We start from the raw sequence: 17857 nt of genomic DNA on the forward strand, positions 1-17857 counted from the left end.
GCTACGGGGCGGGCGGCGGCAGGTGCGGCCAAGCCTGCCCGGCCAGGCCGCGGGCGAACTCGCAGGCGTCGATCCCGGTCATGCCCGGCACGGCCACCACCAGCTGCGCGACCTCGACCTGCCCGGCGGCGCCGAACGGCAGGTGCCCGGTCTCGGCCGAGCACAGCGGGAGCTGCGGATCGCCGCCGACCACGCTGACCACGGTGCGGCGCCCGGCGATCGTCTCCTCGACGGCCGCCCCGTGCAGCACCCTCGGCGGCTCGCCCGCGGTGTGGGTGAGCTGCACGCGCGGCGAATCGGCGACCTGCTCGCCCCAGGAGCACTGGTGCCCGGCGGGGCTCGGCTGCCCCTGGGCCTCCTCCAGCCCCGGCACCTGCTGCACGGCGGCGGAGTCCAGCACGTCGCACGGGTCGACCAGGGCCAGCGAATCCGCCGGGAAGTCCCGGTGCCCGACGCGGTGCTGTTCGAGCGCGGCGGCGGCCGCGTCCGCACCGGCCTCGGCGATGCCGCACAACCCGGACGCCGGATCGCCCACCAGCAGGTCAGCGCTGACCCGCAGGGCGACGTCGTCGGCGAACAGGACCTGCCGGGTGCAGTGCCCGGGCAGCGGCGCGTTCTGCACGATCCGCAGCGAACCGCGCGGCACGACCGGATCCCCCGGCCGGTCCGGGGCCTGGCCCAGCTCGCCGACCGCGAGCTGCACCAGCGAACCGTTCGCGAGCTTGACGTGCAGCAGGCAGTAGTCCAGCGAAACGGTGCCAGCGTTCTCCGCGGACCCGAACGCCTGCAGCGCGGCGGGATCGGTCAACGTGCACGGGTCCACTGTGCGCAGATCACCGAGCACGGCCCGCGCGGTGCCGTCCTGCTGCGGCGCGGCGGGCGCGTGCGGTGCACCGCCGGGAGTGCACCCCGCCACCAGCAGCACCCAGAACAACAGCAGCGGCAGGCCTCGGTGGCGGAGACGCGGCGACATCAACCCACCCTAACCCGGCGCGGCGACTCGGAGCGGTGAGCAAGGGAACCTTCCTGTCACGCACCCCGCCGGGCGCCGCGAGCATGGGAACCTTCCTGTCACCCACCGGCCGCGAAAAGCGAGCAAGGGAACCTTCCTGTCACACCGGCCAGGAAGGCTCCCCCGCTCCTCGGGTAGGGCTATTCGTCGAAGTTGCGCTTGGCCAGGTCGAGGATGCGCTCGATCGCCTGGCTCGCGTCGGGGCCGTTGGCGTGCAGGACGATCCGGTCGCCCTGCCGGGCGCCCAGCCCCATCACGCCCAGGACGCTGGCCGCGTCGGCCTCGTTGTCGCCGAGGCTGATCTTGACGTTGGCCTGCAGCCCGGTCAGGCTGCGCGCGAGCAGCGCCGCCGGGCGCGCGTGCAGGCCGACCTCGTTGGTCAGCTCCAGTTCCTCGCGGACTTCGTCCGCTGCGGCCGGTGCGCCCGGTTCGGCGAGTTCGCCGCCCTCGGCCGCCGCTTCCGCGGCCCGGCCGACCGCCGCCATCGGCTCGCCGCCCTGCGCGGCCACGGCCGCGGCGACCGCGCCCTCGACCAGCGGCGCGTCCACGACCAGGGCCGTGCTCGGGTCGCCGAGCGATTCCACCGCGAGCTCGGCGATCATCTGGGCGCTGCCCAGGTCGTAGAGCACCACCGCGCCCGAGCCGGTGTTGGCGTCCGACAGGGCCGCCGAGACCTTCTCGAAGTCCGTGCCGACGTTGCCGTCCGGCAGCCCACCGGCGGCGATCACCCGCACGTCGGGCGCCATCTGCTGGGCGAGTTCCACGACGCCTTCGGCGAGCCGGGCGCTGTGCGAGACGATGACCAGTCCGACGCTCATGAGCGGGCTCCCGAGGCTTCGGCGAATGCGGACAGCAGCAGCGCGGTCGAGCGCGCGCCCGGGTCGATGTGCCCGGCGCTGCGCTCCCCGAGGTAGGACGCGCGGCCCTTGCGGGCCACCAGCGGTTCGGTGGCCTGCGCGCCCCGGTGGGCGGCTTCAGCGGCCGCGGCCAGCACTTTCGCCGGGCTCTCACCGGACTCTGCGGCGGTCTTGGCCGCCTCCACCGCCGGGGTCAGCGCGTCGACCATGGTCTTGTCCCCGGCCGCCGCGCGCCCGCGGGCGACCACGCCTTCCAGCCCGGCCTGCACCGCCTTGGCGACCGCCACCCCGTCGAGGTCCGACGCATCGCCGACGGCGGCCGCGGCGCGCAGGAACGCCGTGCCGTACAGCGGCCCCGAGGCACCGCCGACGGTCGAGATCAGGACGGTGGCGCACAGCTTCAGCACCGCGCCGGGCGTCTCCGGGGCGGAGGTGTCCACTTTGGCCACCACCGCGCGGAAGCCGCGGTCCATGTTCTCCCCGTGGTCGGCGTCGCCGATCACGCGGTCCAGCTCGATCAGTTCGTCCCGGTGCTCGGCGACGGTGGCCGCCCCCGCCCGCAGCGCCGCGATCACGTCTTGTGCAGTGCAACCCATCCGGCGTTTCTCCCTCACCAGTGCAGCGCGGCGGTGTGCACCGGCGCGTCCCAGAGCTCGGTGAGCTCGTCGTCCAGCTTCAGCAGGGTCAGGCTCATGCCCTGCATCTCCAGGCTCGTGATGTACGGGCCGACCAGGCGCCGCCGCACGCGGATGCCGCGCTCGGCCAGCAGCCGCTCCGCGATGCCGTGCGCCAGGTAGAGCTCCAGCAGCGGGGTGCCGCCCATCGAGTTGGTGAACAGCAGCACCTCGTCGCCGGACTCGAACGGCAGGTCCGCCAGGATCGGCTCCAGCAGCTGCCGCACGATCTCGTCCGCCGAGGTCAGCGGCACCCGGGCCCGGCCGGGTTCGCCGTGGATGCCGATGCCGATCTCCACCTCGTCGGGGCCGAGGTCGAAGCTGGGCTGCCCGGCGTGCGGCACGGTCGGCGCGGTCAGGGCCATGCCCATCGACCGCACCCGGGCCACCACCCGGCGGGCCAGCTCCTCGCAGCGGTCCAGGTCGGCGCCCTGCTCGGCGGCCGCGCCGACGATCTTCTCCAGCAGCACCGTGCCGCCCACCCCGCGCCGACCGGCGGTGTGGGTGGAGTCCTTCACCGCCACGTCGTCGTCCACGATGACGCTGCGCACCGCGACGCCGTCCAGCCCGGCCAGCTCCGCGGCGGTCTCGAAGTTGAGCACGTCACCGGTGTAGTTCTTGACCACCAGCAGCACACCGGCCCCGGCGTTGGTCTCCTCGATCGCCGCCTGCACCGCGTCCGGGGTCGGCGAGGTGAACACCGCGCCCGGCACGGCCGCGGCCAGCATCCCGGGCCCCACGAACCCGCCGTGCAGCGGCTCGTGCCCGGAACCACCGCCGGACACCACCGCGACCTTGCCCGCCACCGGAGCGTCCGCGCGCACGATCACCGCCGGATCGGTGCGCACCCGCAGCAGGTCGGGGTGCGCCGCGGCCATGCCCTGCAGCGACTGCGCGACCACCGCCGCCGGATCGTTGATGATCTTCTTCACCCGCTGGCCTCCTTGCCTGCGCCGCTCACCGCCGCGCCGTGTGCTGTCCGGAGCGCCCCCGGGCCCGGCCGGGGGTGCGAGAGCAAGGGAACCTTCCTGTCACCCCCGGCGCAAGCCCAGCGGAAACGGCGAGTCGATCAGCGCCCGCGCACCAACTTGATCAGCCGCACCATGCGCCGGATGGTGCCCTTCGAGCGGCCGAAGTTCATCGGGTTCAGCGGGATCCGGTACCGGAGGCGGGTCACCGACTGGGGACGGGTGAACTCGCGCAGCCCGTCGGCGCCGTGGATCCGGCCGAAACCGGAGTCGCCGACCCCGCCGAACGGCAGCGAGGGAACCCCGGCGAACGCGACGACCGAGTTCACCGCGACCATGCCGCTGCGCAGCCGCCGCGCCAGCTCCGCGCCCCGGGAGCGGGAGAACACCGTCGCGCCCAACCCGTAGCGGGTGGCGTTGGTGCGGGTCACCGCCTCGTCGACGTCGCGGACCCGCTGCACGACGATGGTGGGCCCGAAGGTCTCCTCGGTGACCGCGAGGGAGTCCTCCGGCACGTCGGCGAGCACCACCGGCTCCACGAACGGCGGGCGCACCGAGTGCTGGCCGCCGACCAGCGCGCGACCGCCGCGCTCCAGCGCGTCGTCGATGTGCCTGCGGATCACGTCGACCTGCGAGGGCATCGTGATGGGCCCGAAGTTGGCGCCCGGCTCACCGCCCGGCCGCAGCTTCTCGGCGCGCTCGCGGATCATCTCGGTGAACCGGTCGGCGACCGCGTCCACCGCGTACACCCGCTCCACACCGATGCAGGTCTGCCCGGCGTTGGACATCGCGCCCCACACCGCGGCGTCGGCGGCCGCGGCCAGATCGGCGTCGGCGTCGACGATCAGCGCGTCCTTGCCGCCGCACTCGACCAGCACCGGGACCAGGTTCTCCGCGCAGGAGGCCATCACCCGCTTGCCAGTGGCGGTGGAACCGGTGAAGGCGACCTTGTCCACCCCGGACCGGCACAGCGCCGCCCCGGTCTCCCCGAAGCCGGTCACCAGCCGCAGGACCGGGTGCTCCGGGACCGCCTCGGCGAAGCTGTCGACCAGCCACTGCCCGACGCCGGGGGTGAGCTCGCTGGGCTTGAACACCACCGCGTTGCCCGCGGCCAGCGCGTAGGCGATGGAGCCCATCGGCGTGAACGCCGGGTAGTTCCACGGCCCGATCACGCCGATCACGCCGAACGGCAGGTATTCGACGGTGGCGGTCTGGTTGACCATCAGCACGCCGGAGGAGACCTTTCGGCGCTTGAGCACCTTCTCCGCGTTGCTCGCCGCCCAGTGCAGGTGGTCGATCACCAGCACGAGTTCCAGCCGGGCGTCGTCGAGCGGTTTGCCGGTCTCCGCGCAGATCACCCCGGCCAGCTCGTCCACGCGCTTGGCCAGCAGCTTGCGCCACGCGTCGAGCCGCTGCTTGCGCCCGGAGAAGCCGAGCTCGGCCCAGGCCTCCTGGGCGGCGCGGGCGGCTGCCACGCGGGCCTCGACCTCGGCCGCGTCGTGGATCGGATGGCGCCCCACGACCTCGCCGGTGCGGGGGTCGATCGATTCGAACGTCGCGGGATCCGCGCTGGTCGCGGACGGAGCTTCGACGTCGCCTCGGGCGGTCTGGGTCATGGCCGGCCTCCCACCTCTACATCGGTCGTTGTCATCGTGCAGCCTACGGAATCCGGGGGCCGACCGGGACCGTCACGCCGCGGGCAGCTTCGCCCGCACCTGCCGGGCCAGGTTCGCGGCGCTGACGCAGGGGTCCATCGGGATGCGCCGCAGGTTCGAGATCTCGACGTGCACGAACTCGGTGCCGGTCGCGGTCCTGCGGTGCTGCCACTCGACCGCGCAAGCCGGTGGATCGGTGCGGACCTGCACCGTTGTCGGGGCGCCGCCCAGGTCGATCGGCGGCGGGGGCGGCGTGCCCGGCGGTACGTCGGTGCGCTCCATCTGGCCGAGCTCGAACTTCACCTTCGCCGCGACGCCGTTCTCCGCGACCCACGAGCACTCGTACAGGCCGCGACCGCCCTCGTCGTCCGGGGCGCCGCCCGCCAGGGCGTCGCGCAGCACCGCGGGGTCGGCGATCTGGCAGGGGTCGAAACCGGCCAGGCCGCCCGAGGTCCGCGCGTTGACCGGCGGCGCGGTCCGCACCACGTCGATCGCGTCGGTCAGCATCTGCACCGCGGGCGAGCAGATGTCGGTCTGCGAACCGGAGAGCTGGATCGCCAGGCCGCGCGCGACGCCGAACGCCTTCAGGTCGGCGCCGGTGTGCGCGGCGCTCGCGAAGCAGGTCCCGGAGCTCTCGCTGATCTGCGCGGGCAGCCCGCCGATCCGGTGGCGGCTCGGGTCCTGCACCCCGTAGTCGAAGTACAGGGTCGCGTTGAAGTCCTCGCCGTCGTGGTCCTTCATGTAGTTCGAGCAGGTCCCGAGCCCGCTGGGGCTGAACTCCGGGTTCGGCCGGCCGTACTGCTCCAGGCCGGTGGCCCGCAGCGTGCCGCACACGTCGACCCCGCGCAGCCGCTCCGGCGCGAACGCCGGGTCCAGCAGCGCGCCCGGCTGGTCCACCGGGACGTCGGGCAGGTCGACGGTCCGCCGCTCGGAGACGGTCGGCTCGATCCCGGGCGACGCAGCGCAGCCGGCCGCGGCCAGCGCGCTGAGCAGCGCGGCGATCAGGGGCACGGGTCGGAACACGTCGATCACACTAGCGATCGACCTGCGGGCCCGGGACGGGAACCGGTCGTTCGACCGGCTACCTCACTGCTCGGCGGTCTCCGCGGGTTGGTCGGGCACCGCGATCGGGCGCAGCCGGGCCCAGGTGATGAACGCCGCGGCGAAGACGAGCATGCCGATGCCCGCCCACAGGTTGATGTTCACCCCGGCGGACTTCTCGATCTCGGCGTGCGGCTGCACCACGCCGACGACGACGAGCACCGCGCCGTAGATGACGAACAGCAGCGCGATGACGGTGCGGATGTCGAAGGCACCCGCGGTGTGGCCGGAACGACCGGACATGGGAAGACCTCCTGGGCTCAGGCGAAGACGATGTTGAGGGCGATGACCAGCAGCAGGGCGATCCCGGCCAGCAGGCCCGGCCGCCGGTACCAACCGGCGTCCTCACCGCTGGTGGCCGCCTGCAGGGACGACCGCGGGGTCAGCGAGTACACCAGCCCGGTCAGCTCGGCCTCCGGCTTGGGCCGGGTGACCATGCTGACCGCCACGCTGACGATGATGTCGACCACGAAGGCCACCCCGGCGCCCACGAAGCTCGCGCCCTGACCCGGCAGGTCCAGCACCCCGGTCTCCGACATCGCGAACACCACCACCGCCGAGACGGTGCCCAGCACCAGGCCCGCCCACCCGGCGTGCGGGGTCATCCGCTTCCAGAACATGCCCAGGATGAACGTGGCGAACAGCGGCGCGTTGAAGAACGAGAACAGCTGCTGCAGGTAGTCCATCAGGTTCGAGTAGCCCGACGCGATGAACGCCGTGCCCACCGCCGCGAGCGTCGCCCCGACGGTCACCCACCGGCCCATGTTCAGGTAGTAGCGGTCCGCCCGGTCCCGCACCACGTAGGCCTGCCAGATGTCGTAGGTGAACACCGTGTTGAACGACGACAGGTTCGCCGCCATCCCGGCCATGAACGACGCCAGCAACCCGGCCAGCGCGATTCCCAGGATCCCGTTGGGCAGCAGATCACGCATCAGCAGCAGGATCGCGTCGTTGTAGTCCACCGGGGCGCCCTCCGGCCCGCCCGCGGCCTTGAACGCCCCCAGCTCCGGGATCACCACCGCCGCGATCATCCCGGGGATGATCACGATGAACGGGATGAACATCTTCGGGAACGCGCCGATGATCGGCGTCCGCTGCGCCGCCGACATGCTCTTGGACGCCATCGCCCGCTGCACCTCGACGAAGTTCGTCGTCCAGTACCCGAAGGACAGCACGAAGCCCAGGCCGAACACCAGCCCCACGACGCTCCACACCGGGTTGGCGAAACCGGTCAGCTCCGTGCCCGGCCACGCCGACAGCTGCTCAGCGCCCCCGGGACCGCCCGAGACCTTGTCGATCAGGCCCTGGACCCCGCCGACCTTCACCAGCCCCACGATCGTCAGCGGCAGCAGCGCCGCCACGATCACGAAGAACTGCAGCACCTCGTTGTAGATCGCCGCAGACAAACCGCCCAGCGCCGTGTACGACAGCACGATCGCCGCCGCCACCAGCACCGAAACCCACAACGGCCAGCCCAACAACGCATTCACGATGCTGGCCAGCAAATACAAATTGACGCCCGCGATCAGCACCTGCGCCACCGCGAACGAAATGCCGTTCACCAAATGCGCGGCCTTGCCGAACCGCCGCAGCATGAACTCCGGAACGCTGCGCACCTTGGAGCCGTAGTAGAACGGCATCATCACCACGCCGAGGAACAGCATGGCGGGCACCGCACCGACCCAGAAGTAATGCATCGTCGGCATCCCGTACTGCGCGCCGTTCGCCGACATGCCGATGATCTCGATCGCGCCCAGGTTCGCCGAGATGAACGCCAACCCCGTCACCCACGCGGGCAGCGCGCGGCCGGACAAGAAGAAATCCAAACTCGTCGACACCGCGCGCCGCGCCAAATACCCGATCCCCAGCACGAACGCGAAGTACAACGCCAACAACGCGTAATCGACGGCATTCGCGTCCAACAACCGACCCTGGGCTAGCAGCACCGCCGCCCCACCTCCAGACCCAACAAAGTCCAACGACAACCACCACTGGACGCCCGCAGCCGGACAGTACCGCACAGTGCCTCAGCTCACACCGGGCCGATATCAATTCGTTGGATCCAGCAACTGAATCGTTCACCCGCCGCGCCGCGCGCGGCCATGCGAGTGATATTGCGGAGCGCAACCTCCGAACAACGGATTGTGACCGGTACCGTTGCAACAGGCACACGCGCAGCGGCCGAGGGGGAGGAGCTGTGAACGCCCGAATCGACCTGGCGATCGCCACCTGTCTCGCCGAGGACCCGATCGATCCCACCGCCAAGCCCGGCCCCGAGACCGAGCGATCAGCCGGATTCCTGCGGCACCTGACCGACCTGATCACCCCCTGGTCGGCCTTCCACCTGGACACCTGCCGGGCCCACAACTGCCCCGACCGCACCTGATCCGGCATGGCCCACGTGTCAACCGGAGTCCTGCTCAACCGCACCTCAGGGGACCGTGGCGCAACTCAGCCACGGGAAACCGCGAAACGCGAGATCAATCCCGAACGCGACCACCGCTGTGAATCGCGGAGTGGCGGAACAGTCAGAACAGCCGGTACTCGTCCGGCTCGATGCCGCGCAGCTTGTCGTAGTCCAGGACCACGCAGCGGATGCCGCGGTCCTCGGCCAGCGTGCGGGCCTGCGGCTTGATCTGCTGCGCCGCGAACACACCGGTGACCGGCGCCAGCAGCGGATCCCGGTTGAGCAGCTCCAGGTAGCGGGTCAGCTGCTCGACGCCGTCGATCTCGCCGCGCCGCTTGATCTCCACCGCCACGCTCGCGCCGTCGGAGTCCCGGCACATCAGGTCGACCGGGCCGATCGCGGTCGGGTACTCGCGGCGCACCAGCGACCAGCCCTCGCCCAGCGTCGTCACGTGCTCGGCCAGCAGCTCCTGCAGGTGCGCCTCGACGCCGTCCTTGACCAGCCCCGGCTCGGCGCCCAGCTCGTGCTTGGAGTCGTGCAGGACCTCTTCGATGCTGATCACCAGCTTCTCGCCGGCCTTGTTCTGCACCGTCCACACGCCGGGGTCCTCGATCAGCCAGCACGGCGGGCTCATCCAGTTCAACGGCTTGTAGGCCCGGTCGTCGGAGTGCACCGACACCGAACCATCGGCCTTCACCAGCAGCAGGCGCTGCGCCATGGGCAGATGCGCGGTGAGTCGGCCGACGTAGTCCACCTGGCAGCGGGCAATGACGAGTCGCACCCGGCACAGCGTACGGGCGTCGATCGACGCGCCGAGCACCCCCGGGGCAACCCGGCGGTAGGCCAGGTCGGACCTCGTCGTTCCCGCTGGCCGAGATACCGTTACCGCTCGTGTCATTCGCCCGAACCCTGCTGCGCGTCAAACCCGCTGAGCAAATCGCCGACGAGGGATCGCACACCCAGCTGCGCCGCACCCTCGGCCTGGTCCCCCTGGTGGCGCTCTCGGTCGGCGCGACGCTCGGAACCGGAATCTTCGTGGTGCTGGCCGAAGCCGCCCCGGCCGCCGGTCCCGCGGTGGTCGTGTCGTTCGTGCTCGCCGGTCTGGCGGCGCTGTGCTCGGCCCTGTCCTACGCCGAACTCGCGGGCAGCGTCCCGGTCTCCGGCTCGGCCTACTCCTACACCTACGCCACGCTCGGCGAGCTGGTCGCCTGGATCTGCGGCTGGTGCCTGCTGCTGGAGTACGGCGTGTCGGTCGCGGCGGTCGCGGTCGGCTGGGGCGGCTACCTGAACGAGTTCCTGCAGGGCACTGTCGGGGTCACCATCCCGGACGCGCTCTCCGCACCGCCCGGCGAGGGCGGCGTGGTCAACATCCCGGCGGCGCTGATCGTGCTGCTGGCCACCTTCGTGCTGCTGCGGGGCGTGCGGGAGAGCGCGCGGGCCACCACGATCACCACGCTGCTCAAGATCGCGGTGCTGGTGTTCTTCGTCGCCGTGGCGATCACCGCGTTCAACTCGGACAACATGACCCCGTTCGCCCCGTACGGGTTCGCCGGGATCTCGGTGGGCGCATCGGCCGTCTTCTTCTCCTTCATCGGCTTCGACGCGGCCTCCACCGCGGGCGAGGAAGCCCGCAACCCGAAGCGGGACCTGCCCCGCGCGATCATCCTGTCGCTGGCCATCGTCACCGCGATCTACGTGCTGGTCGCCTTCGCCGCGGTGGGCGCGGTCGGCGTGGACGTGCTCTCCGGCTCCAACGCGTCGCTGGCCACCGCGCTGCGCATCGTCACCGGGCAGGGCTGGGCGTCGGTGGTGCTCGCGTTCGGCGCGGTGATCGCCATCGCCTCGGTTGTCCTGACCGTGCTGTACGGGCAGACCCGGATCCTGGTCTCGATGTCCCGCGACGGCTTGATGCCGAGCATGCTGTCGAAGGTCAACCAGCGCGCGGTGCCCGCGCGCAACACCCTCGTCGTCGGTGTCGTGGTGGCGCTGCTGGCCGCGGTGGTGCCGCTCAACCAGCTCGCCGAGGCGACCAGCATCGGCACCCTGGTCGCGTTCAGCCTGGTCAACATCGGCGTCCTGGTCCTGCGCCGGACCCGGCCGGAGCTCCCGCGCAGCTTCCGGACGCCGCTGATGCCGTGGATCCCGCTGCTCGGCCTGGCGCTGTGCGTGTACCTGATCTTCGGCCTGGACGCGATCACCTGGCTGACCTTCGCGATCTGGACCGCCATCGGCCTGGCGGTGTACTTCGGCTACGGCCGCCGCAAGTCCAAGCTGAACGGCTCCGCGGGCTGAGCGGATGGGAACCTTCCTGCCACCGCCGCGCGCCGGAGGTGACAGGAAGGTTCCCATCCTCACCTCCCCGACGGCCGCAGCCAGACCGCGGCGTCGGCGGGCAGCTGACCGCCCACTAGCGGGGAGCTGGCCAGCAGCACCGAGCCGGGCGGCAGCGGCGCAGCGGTGCGACCGGTGTTCACCACGACCAGCACGTCGCCCCGCCAGAACGCGAGCACGTCACCGGTGTTGCGGTCGTCGTCCCAGCAGAACGCCTCGTCACCGCTGAACTCCCGGCGCAGCCGCAGCGCCGAGCGGTACAGCTCCAGCATCGAGCCCGGATCGCCGCGCTGGGCTTCGACCGAGTAGCCGCCCCAGTCGGCGGGCTGCGGAAGCCACGGCGGGCCGCTCCCGAACCCGAACGACGCACCCTCCCGGGTCCACGGCAACGGCACCCGGCAGCCGTCTCGGCCCTTCTCCTTGCCCCCGCTGCGCTTGCGATCCCGCAGCACCTCCTCCGGCAGGTCGGCGACCTCCGGCAGCCCCAGCTCCTCCCCCTGGTACAGGTACGCGGATCCGGGCAGCGCCAGCGCCAGCATGATCGCCGCCCTCGCCCGTCGGGTGCCCAGCGCGAGGTCGGCGGGCGGTTCGGTGCCGTTGGTCGCCAGCCACACCCGCGGGTCGGCGTCGCGGGGCAGGCCGAGCACCGACACCTGCCGCACCACGTCGTGGTTGGCCAGCACCCACGTCGCCGCCCGCCCCACCGACCGCGCGGCCGCGATCGACCCCGACACCACCCGCCGGTAGTCCGCGGCCCGCCAGCGCACCCGCAGGAACTCGAAGTCGAACGCCTGCTGCAGCTCCCCCGGCCGGAGGTAGCGCACCCGCCGCTCGCCGCGCACCCACGTCTCGGCGACGCCGATCAGCGGCGTTGAACTCGTGGAACACCCGGTTCCACTCCCGGTAGATCTCGTGCACCTCGGGCCGGTCCAGGAACGAGTGGTCCGGGTTGGCCGCGAAGTCGTCCAGCCCCGCGCAGCCCTCGCCGCCCACCACGTCGCGCAGCGGTTCCCGCAGGTCCTTGACCAGCGCCGCCGCCACGTCGACCCGGAACCCGTCGACGCCCCGGCGGCCCCAGAACCGCAGGATGTCGGCGAACTCCGCGCGCACCCGCGGATCGCGCCAGTTCAGGTCGGGCTGCTCGGGCGCGAACAGGTGCAGGTACCACTGCCCGTCCGGCACCCGGGTCCAGGCGGACCCGCCGAAGCGCGACTCCCAGTTGCTCGGCGGGCGGCCCGGCGCCCGCCCGGGGCGGAAGACGTAGCGCTCCCGCTCCGGGGAGCCCGGCCCGGCCGCCAGCGCACGCCGGAACCACTCGTGCTGGTCCGAGGTGTGGTTCGGGACCACGTCGAGCAGGACGCGGAGCCCGCGGGCGTGCGCGGCGGAGAGCATCCGGTCGAAGTCGGCCAGGGTGCCCAGCGCCGGGTCGATGGCGCGGTGGTCGGTGATGTCGTAGCCCGCGTCGAGCCACGGCGACCGGTAGCAGGGGGTCAGCCAGAGCGCGTCCACGCCGAGGTCGACGAGGTGGTCCAGCCTGGCCGTCAGGCCGGGGAGGTCGCCGAGGCCGTCGCCGTCGGAGTCGGCGAAGCTGCGCGGCAGGACCTGGTAGACGACCGCGTTCCGCCACCACGGGGTTGGCACGGTTCCCCTCCCCGGCGTTGCGTCCGGTGCAACCACAGGATGACCCGGGATCGCCGGGATGGCTCGCCGGTTCCCGGCCGCGGGCGGCGAGCTCGGCGTTGTCGTGCAACAGCTTTCGCGTTCCATCTCGACGTTTCACCTGATCAAGCGACCGAAAAACAGGTGCGAACGGGTGTTCGATTCGAGATCATGGACGCATGACACCGCTGATGAGCACGTACGACGCAGCCGAGGGCACCGCCGCCGATGCCCGGTCGGCAGCGGTGTCCTGGACCGACGCCGAAGTGGTCGCCCGGATCCAGGACCTGGAGGAGTCCATGCGGGCGACCATGTTCGAGCAGCTCCAGCTGATCGCCGAAGCCGAGCACCGGGGCCTCCCCGCAGACCGGGGCGCGCGGTCGATGCCCGCCTGGCTGCAGGGGCTGCTCAACATCGACTACCGCGACGCCAAGGGGCGCGTCACCGTGGCGCGCAGCGTGGAGGACCGCACGACGCTGTACGGCGAGCCGGTCAGCACCGACCTGCCCGCCACCGCGGCCGCCATGTCCGAGGGCGCGATCGGCCTGGAGCACGCGCGGGTGATCGTCACCGGCATCAAGAAGCTCCCGGAGCACGCGCGGGGCACCATGCTGGCCGAGGTCGACTCGATGCTGGCCGGGTGGGCCAGGCAGATGCCGCCGCGCGAGCTGGCGATCGTCGCCGAGCGGCTCCGCTACCTGCTGGACCAGGACGGCGCCTACCGCGACGAGGAGGTCCAGCACGAGGCGCGAGAGCTGCACTACGCCACCGCGCGCGACGGCATGATGGTCGTCAAGGCGCGCCTCGACCGCGAAACCGGCGCGAAGTTCGCCGCCCTCGTGGAGCCGCTGGCCGCACCCCGGCCGGAGGCCGACGGGGCGAAGGACCCGCGCACCGCGGGCCAGCGCAACGCCGACGCGCTCGCCGCGATCCTGGACCTGGCCGCGAGCTCCGACGCGATGCCGCGCGCGGGCGGCCAGCGCCCGCAGCTGGCGATCACCGTCGACTTCGACGACCTCAAGCGCGCCCTCGACCGCGCCGACTAGGACGGCATGCCCGGCACCCTGGCCGCCACCGACCAGCCGATCACCGCCGAGAACATCCGCCGGATTGCCTGCGACTGCGAGGTGCTGCCGATGGTCCTCGACGGCGACGGGCTCCCCCTCGACGTGGGCCGAACCAAGCGCACCGCACCCACCCACATCCGTGCGGCGCTGCTGCAGCGGGACGGCGTCTGCGCCTTCCCCGGGTGCGACCGGCCGCCCGGCACGCCCGACGCGCACCACATCGTGTCCTGGTTGGACGGCGGGCCGACCGAGCTGTCCAACATGGTGATGCTGTGCGGGCACCACCACCGCACGGTGCACGCCCAGCGCTGGGAGATCGCGGTGCGGGACGGGCGCCCCACCTTTACCCCACCATCCACAGTGGACCTGTCACGAACACCGCGACCAGGTGGCCGCGCGACACCGGCCCAGCACCGCGCGCTCATCGAGCGGCAGCTGCCGAGACCGCGCGACCCGGTGGACGCGCTCGCGAACTGAGCGGGCGCGTCGCCCCCGCGCGCCCGCAGTCCGGCACCATGGCCGCATGGAGCAGACCAGCAGCCGCGAGGTGTACGCGAATCCGTGGATGTCGGTGCGCGAGGACGGGGTGCGCCGGGCCGACGGTTCCGAGGGGATCTACGGGGTGATCGACAAACCCGACTACGCGCTGGTGATCCCGCTCGACGAGGATCGGCTCCACCTGGTCGAGCAGTTCCGCTACCCGGTGGGCCTGCGCCGCTGGGAGTTCCCGCAGGGCACCGCACCGGACCGGCTCGACGTCGAGCCGACCGAGCTCGCCGCCCGCGAACTGCGGGAGGAAACCGGCCTGCGGGCGGCGAACCTCGTCGAGCTCGGCACCCTGGACGTGGCGCCGGGCATGTCCAGCCAGCGCGGACGCGTGTTCCTGGCGACCGGCCTGACCCCCGGCGAGCACGAACGCGAGCACGAGGAGCAGGACATGCGCACGGCGTGGTTCTCGCGCGCGGAGTTCGAGAAGATGATCGCCGCCGAGGAGATCACCGACGCGCAGTCCATCGCCGCCTACACCCTGCTGCTCCTGCACGAACGCCGGAACCCGGCGTGAGCGGCCGCGGTCAGGTCTCCTCCAGCACCGACCGCAGGAACCGGCGGGTCCGCTCGTGCTCCGGGCGCTCGAACAACTCCTGCGGCGGCTTGTCCTCCAGGATCCGCCCCCGGTCGAACATCAGCACCCGGTGCGACACGTCGCGGGCGAACTTCATCGCGTGCGTCACGCACAGCATCGTGATGTCGCTGGTCCGCGCCACATCGCGCAGCACGTCGAGGACCTCGGCGGCCAACTCCGGGTCCAGCGCCGAGGTGATCTCGTCCAGCAGCAGCACGTCCGGGCGCATCGCCAACGCGCGGGCGATCGCCACCCGCTGCTGCTGACCGCCGGACAGCTGCGCCGGGTAGGCGTCCAGCTTGTCCGCCAGGCCCACCACCTCCAGCAGTTCTCGCGCCCGCTGCCGCGCTTCCTGCACCGGCAGGCCCAGCACGTGCACCGGCGCTTCGGTGACGTTGCGCAGCACCCGCATGTTGGGGAACAGGTTGAACTGCTGGAACACCATGCCGATGCGCTTGCGCACCTCGCGCAGGTGCTTCTCGTCGGCGGGCACCAGGCGTTCGCCCCGGCGCACGTGCGTCAGGCATTCGCCACCGACGTGGATGGTGCCGCCGTCCACCCGCTCCAGGGTCATCAGCAGTCGCAGGATCGTCGTCTTGCCCGATCCGCTCGGCCCGATCAGGGTGACGCGCTCCCCGGGCCGCACGGCGAAGTCGAGCTCGTCGAGCACCACGTTGGCGCCGAACCGCTTGACCACCCGGTCGAAGCGGATCATCTCCTCAGCTCCCGACACGGCGTTCCAACCTCCGCACCAGCAGCGACGCCGGATAGCTCAACAGCAGGAAGCAGATCCCGGCCAGGGTCAGCGGCTCGACGTAGCGGTAGGCGTCGGCCCCCGCCTCCTGCGCCGCACCCACCAGGTCGAGCACACCGATCGCCAGCAGCAGCGGCGTTTCCTTGAACATCGAGATCGTGCAGTTGCCCAGCGCGGGCAGCACGCGCGGAATCGCCTGCGGGAGCACCACGCTCGTCCACACCCGGTAGGTCGGCAGGCTCAGCGCCGTCGCCGCGTCCCACTGCCCGCGCGGCACCCCGCCGATCCCCGCGCGGTACACCTCGGCCGCGTAGCAGGCGTAGTGCACGCCGAGACCGATCACCCCGGTGGTCAGCGACGAGAACCGCAGGCCGATGCCCGGGAGCACGTTGAACAGGAAGTACAGCTGCACCAGCAGCGGGGTGCTGCGCACGAACTCGATGAACAGCCAGGTCGCGCGGCTGACCGCCCGGATCCGCGACCGCCGCAGCAGGGCGAGCAGCAGGCCCAGCGCGAACGCCACGACCGAACCGAGCGCGGTGGCCTCGAAGGTCACCAGCAGGCCGCGCAGGACGTCCGGGATCACCCGGCCGGTGAACTCCCAGTCCCAGATCACCTAGATCGCCCCCGCGCCCCGGCCGAGCGATTCCCCCGGCTCGACGGGTTGGCGCCCCACCCCTGCCGCAGCCCGCCGCTCCAGCGCTCGCATCACCGCTGTGATCAGCACGGCCAGCACGAGGTACAGCGCTAGCATCAGCAGGTAGATCAGCGCGGTCTGGCCGGTGAAGCGGGGCTCGAGGACATCGCGGCCCTGGTAGGTGATGTCGTGCACGAAGATCAGCGACAGCAGGGCGCTGCTCTTCAGCAGCTGGATGAACAGGTTGTTGAACGGCGGGATCATCTCCACCACCGCCTGCGGCAGGATCACCCGCCACATCCGCTGCGTGCGGGTGAAGCTCAACGCGACCGCGCATTCGTGCTGCTCCCGCGGCACCGCCTGCACAGCGCCCCGCACGATCTCGCCGCCGTACGCGCCGTGGTTGAGTCCGAGCACCAAGATCCCCGCCCACATCGGCAGCAGCTCGAAGCCGACCAGCAGCGGCAGCGCGAAGAAGATCCAGAACAGCTGCACCACTTCCGAGGTGCCGCGCCAGACCTCGACGTAGCTGCGCGCGATGACCCGGACCCACCGCCGCCGCGAGAGCATCCCGAGCCCGGCGGTCAACGACAGCACGATGCACAGGGCTATCCCGCCCAGCGTCGCGATCAACGTCGCAGGAACGCCCTGCACCAGCACCCGGAGGAAGTGCGAGAAGTTCTCGAACATGCCGCCTCCCGGTCAGCTACCGGCGCACAACGCCTCCGTGGTGACCCCGGGCGGCGGCAGGTTCTCCCGGGTGAACCCGAACGGGCTCGCGATGCGCACCCACTCGCCGCTGTCCTGGAGCTTCTTCAGCTCGGTGTTGAACGCCTCGCGCAGCCCGGTGTCGGCCGAGCGGAACACGAACGCACCGGCCTGCACCTCCGGCCTCCCACCGATCACCGGGGTGAATCCCCTGGTGACCTCGACCTGGGCACCGGGGTTCTTCTGCACCAGGTCGTTGAGCGAGATGTTGGTCAGCGCGGCGCAGTAGGCGCGCTGGTTGACCACGGCCTGCAACAGCGAGTTCTGCGAGTCGAAGGGCTGCACCTGCGAGTCCGGGACGCCCGAGCGCTGGGCGTAGTCCTTCTCCACGGCACCGCTGAGGACCGCGAGGGTGAGCTTCTTGCGCACGACGTCCTCGAAAGTGGCGACGCCCTCCGGGTTTCCGCGAGGCACCAGGAACGCCGTCGGCGCGATGTAGTCGGGGATCGAGAACGCCGCGTTCTTGCAGCGCTCGGGAGTGATGAACATGCCAGCGGCGACCACGCTGAACTTGTTCGCGTTCAGCGCCGGGATCAGCTGGTTGAAGTCGACCTGCGAAGCCTGCACGTCGCCGACGCCCAGGTTGCCGAACACGGCTCGGGCGACCTCGGGCGCCTCGCCGGTGACCCGGCCGGTCTGGTCGGTGAAGCCGTAAGGCGCTTCCCCGGCGATGCCGACCTGGACGGTGCCCGACCGGCGGGCCTCCCCGAGCGCATCACCTCCCGCGTCACCGCCGGTCCGGGTGCATCCGCCGAGCAGCCCACCGCCCAGCACCAGCGCACCCGCGGCGACACCGGATCCCCTCAGGAACTCGCGACGCGTCCACCCGCTGCTCGCCATGACC

The 17857-nt window shown here is 71.7% G+C and carries 18 protein-coding genes and 1 pseudogene; 5 read left to right on the forward strand and 14 right to left on the reverse strand.

What is annotated here, in order from left to right; genetic code table 11:
• Nucleotide 1: 1 nt before the first annotated feature.
• The 8 genes from F1721_RS17270 to F1721_RS17305 form a co-directional block, all read right to left on the reverse strand.
• Nucleotides 2-973, reverse strand: a complete 972-nt coding sequence (locus tag F1721_RS17270; RefSeq protein WP_150067713.1) for a DUF3558 domain-containing protein — start codon at nt 971-973, stop codon at nt 2-4.
• Between the two features lie 179 nt (nt 974-1152).
• Nucleotides 1153-1830, reverse strand: a complete 678-nt coding sequence (gene dhaM / locus F1721_RS17275; protein WP_150067714.1) for a dihydroxyacetone kinase phosphoryl donor subunit DhaM — start codon at nt 1828-1830, stop codon at nt 1153-1155.
• Nucleotides 1827-2465, reverse strand: coding sequence for a dihydroxyacetone kinase subunit DhaL (dhaL, locus tag F1721_RS17280; RefSeq protein ID WP_150067715.1), 639 nt, complete (start codon nt 2463-2465; stop codon nt 1827-1829). The genes dhaM and dhaL overlap by 4 nt, the downstream gene beginning before the upstream one ends.
• 14 nt (nt 2466-2479) lie before the next feature.
• A complete protein-coding gene (gene dhaK, locus F1721_RS17285; protein WP_150067716.1) occupies nt 2480-3475 on the reverse strand; it encodes a dihydroxyacetone kinase subunit DhaK in 996 nt (331 codons plus the stop codon).
• Nucleotides 3476-3612: 137 nt separating this feature from the next.
• Complete coding sequence (locus tag F1721_RS17290) at nt 3613-5127, reverse strand: aldehyde dehydrogenase family protein (protein ID WP_150067717.1); 1515 nt, start codon at nt 5125-5127, stop codon at nt 3613-3615.
• A 72-nt stretch (nt 5128-5199) separates the two neighbouring features.
• Nucleotides 5200-6189, reverse strand: a complete 990-nt coding sequence (locus tag F1721_RS17295) for a hypothetical protein (RefSeq protein WP_150067718.1) — start codon at nt 6187-6189, stop codon at nt 5200-5202.
• A 63-nt stretch (nt 6190-6252) separates the two neighbouring features.
• On the reverse strand, nt 6253-6510 hold the full coding sequence (locus F1721_RS17300; RefSeq protein ID WP_150067719.1) for a hypothetical protein: 258 nt from the start codon (nt 6508-6510) through the stop codon (nt 6253-6255).
• 17 nt (nt 6511-6527) lie between these two features.
• Nucleotides 6528-8210, reverse strand: a complete 1683-nt coding sequence (locus F1721_RS17305) for a sodium:solute symporter family protein (protein WP_211840516.1) — start codon at nt 8208-8210, stop codon at nt 6528-6530.
• A gap of 254 nt (nt 8211-8464) precedes the next feature.
• Between F1721_RS17305 and F1721_RS17310 the strand changes: the two genes are divergently transcribed.
• Nucleotides 8465-8653: a hypothetical protein gene (locus F1721_RS17310; RefSeq protein WP_150067721.1), complete on the forward strand. Its 189-nt coding sequence runs from the start codon at nt 8465-8467 to the stop codon at nt 8651-8653.
• Between the two features lie 142 nt (nt 8654-8795).
• Here F1721_RS17310 and nucS read toward each other — a convergent pair whose 3' ends face one another.
• Complete coding sequence (gene nucS / locus F1721_RS17315; RefSeq protein WP_150067722.1) at nt 8796-9455, reverse strand: endonuclease NucS; 660 nt, start codon at nt 9453-9455, stop codon at nt 8796-8798.
• Between the two features lie 110 nt (nt 9456-9565).
• Between nucS and F1721_RS17320 the strand changes: the two genes are divergently transcribed.
• On the forward strand, nt 9566-10966 hold the full coding sequence (locus F1721_RS17320; protein ID WP_150067723.1) for an amino acid permease: 1401 nt from the start codon (nt 9566-9568) through the stop codon (nt 10964-10966).
• Nucleotides 10967-11025: 59 nt separating this feature from the next.
• Here the strand turns inward: F1721_RS17320 and F1721_RS17325 are convergent.
• A pseudogene (locus tag F1721_RS17325) lies at nt 11026-12646 on the reverse strand (glycoside hydrolase family 13 protein).
• Between the two features lie 197 nt (nt 12647-12843).
• On the opposite strand from F1721_RS17325, the gene F1721_RS35120 reads away from it, so the two are divergent.
• Genes F1721_RS35120 through F1721_RS17335 form a run of 3 tightly spaced genes read left to right on the forward strand, consistent with a single transcriptional unit; the run spans nt 12844 to nt 14794 of the window.
• Nucleotides 12844-13710: a DUF222 domain-containing protein gene (locus tag F1721_RS35120; RefSeq protein ID WP_342782934.1), complete on the forward strand. Its 867-nt coding sequence runs from the start codon at nt 12844-12846 to the stop codon at nt 13708-13710.
• Nucleotides 13711-13716: 6 nt separating this feature from the next.
• Complete coding sequence (locus tag F1721_RS35515; RefSeq protein WP_342782935.1) at nt 13717-14208, forward strand: HNH endonuclease signature motif containing protein; 492 nt, start codon at nt 13717-13719, stop codon at nt 14206-14208.
• Nucleotides 14209-14254: 46 nt separating this feature from the next.
• Nucleotides 14255-14794: an NUDIX domain-containing protein gene (locus F1721_RS17335; RefSeq protein WP_150067724.1), complete on the forward strand. Its 540-nt coding sequence runs from the start codon at nt 14255-14257 to the stop codon at nt 14792-14794.
• Between the two features lie 10 nt (nt 14795-14804).
• Here the strand turns inward: F1721_RS17335 and ehuA are convergent, their stop codons facing one another.
• Genes ehuA through ehuB form a run of 4 tightly spaced genes read right to left on the reverse strand, consistent with a single transcriptional unit; the run spans nt 14805 to nt 17853 of the window.
• Entirely contained in the window at nt 14805-15569 is a 765-nt protein-coding gene (gene ehuA, locus F1721_RS17340; RefSeq protein WP_150067901.1) for an ectoine/hydroxyectoine ABC transporter ATP-binding protein EhuA, read from the reverse strand.
• A 4-nt stretch (nt 15570-15573) separates the two neighbouring features.
• Nucleotides 15574-16224, reverse strand: a complete 651-nt coding sequence (ehuD, locus tag F1721_RS17345) for an ectoine/hydroxyectoine ABC transporter permease subunit EhuD (protein ID WP_150067725.1) — start codon at nt 16222-16224, stop codon at nt 15574-15576.
• Nucleotides 16225-16935, reverse strand: a complete 711-nt coding sequence (ehuC, locus tag F1721_RS17350) for an ectoine/hydroxyectoine ABC transporter permease subunit EhuC (protein WP_150067726.1) — start codon at nt 16933-16935, stop codon at nt 16225-16227. It abuts the gene before it with no gap.
• 12 nt (nt 16936-16947) lie between these two features.
• Entirely contained in the window at nt 16948-17853 is a 906-nt protein-coding gene (gene ehuB, locus F1721_RS17355) for an ectoine/hydroxyectoine ABC transporter substrate-binding protein EhuB (protein WP_150067727.1), read from the reverse strand.
• Nucleotides 17854-17857: the final 4 nt, after the last annotated feature.

Source organism: Saccharopolyspora hirsuta (genome assembly GCF_008630535.1).
GTDB classification, from domain to species: domain Bacteria; phylum Actinomycetota; class Actinomycetes; order Mycobacteriales; family Pseudonocardiaceae; genus Saccharopolyspora; species Saccharopolyspora hirsuta.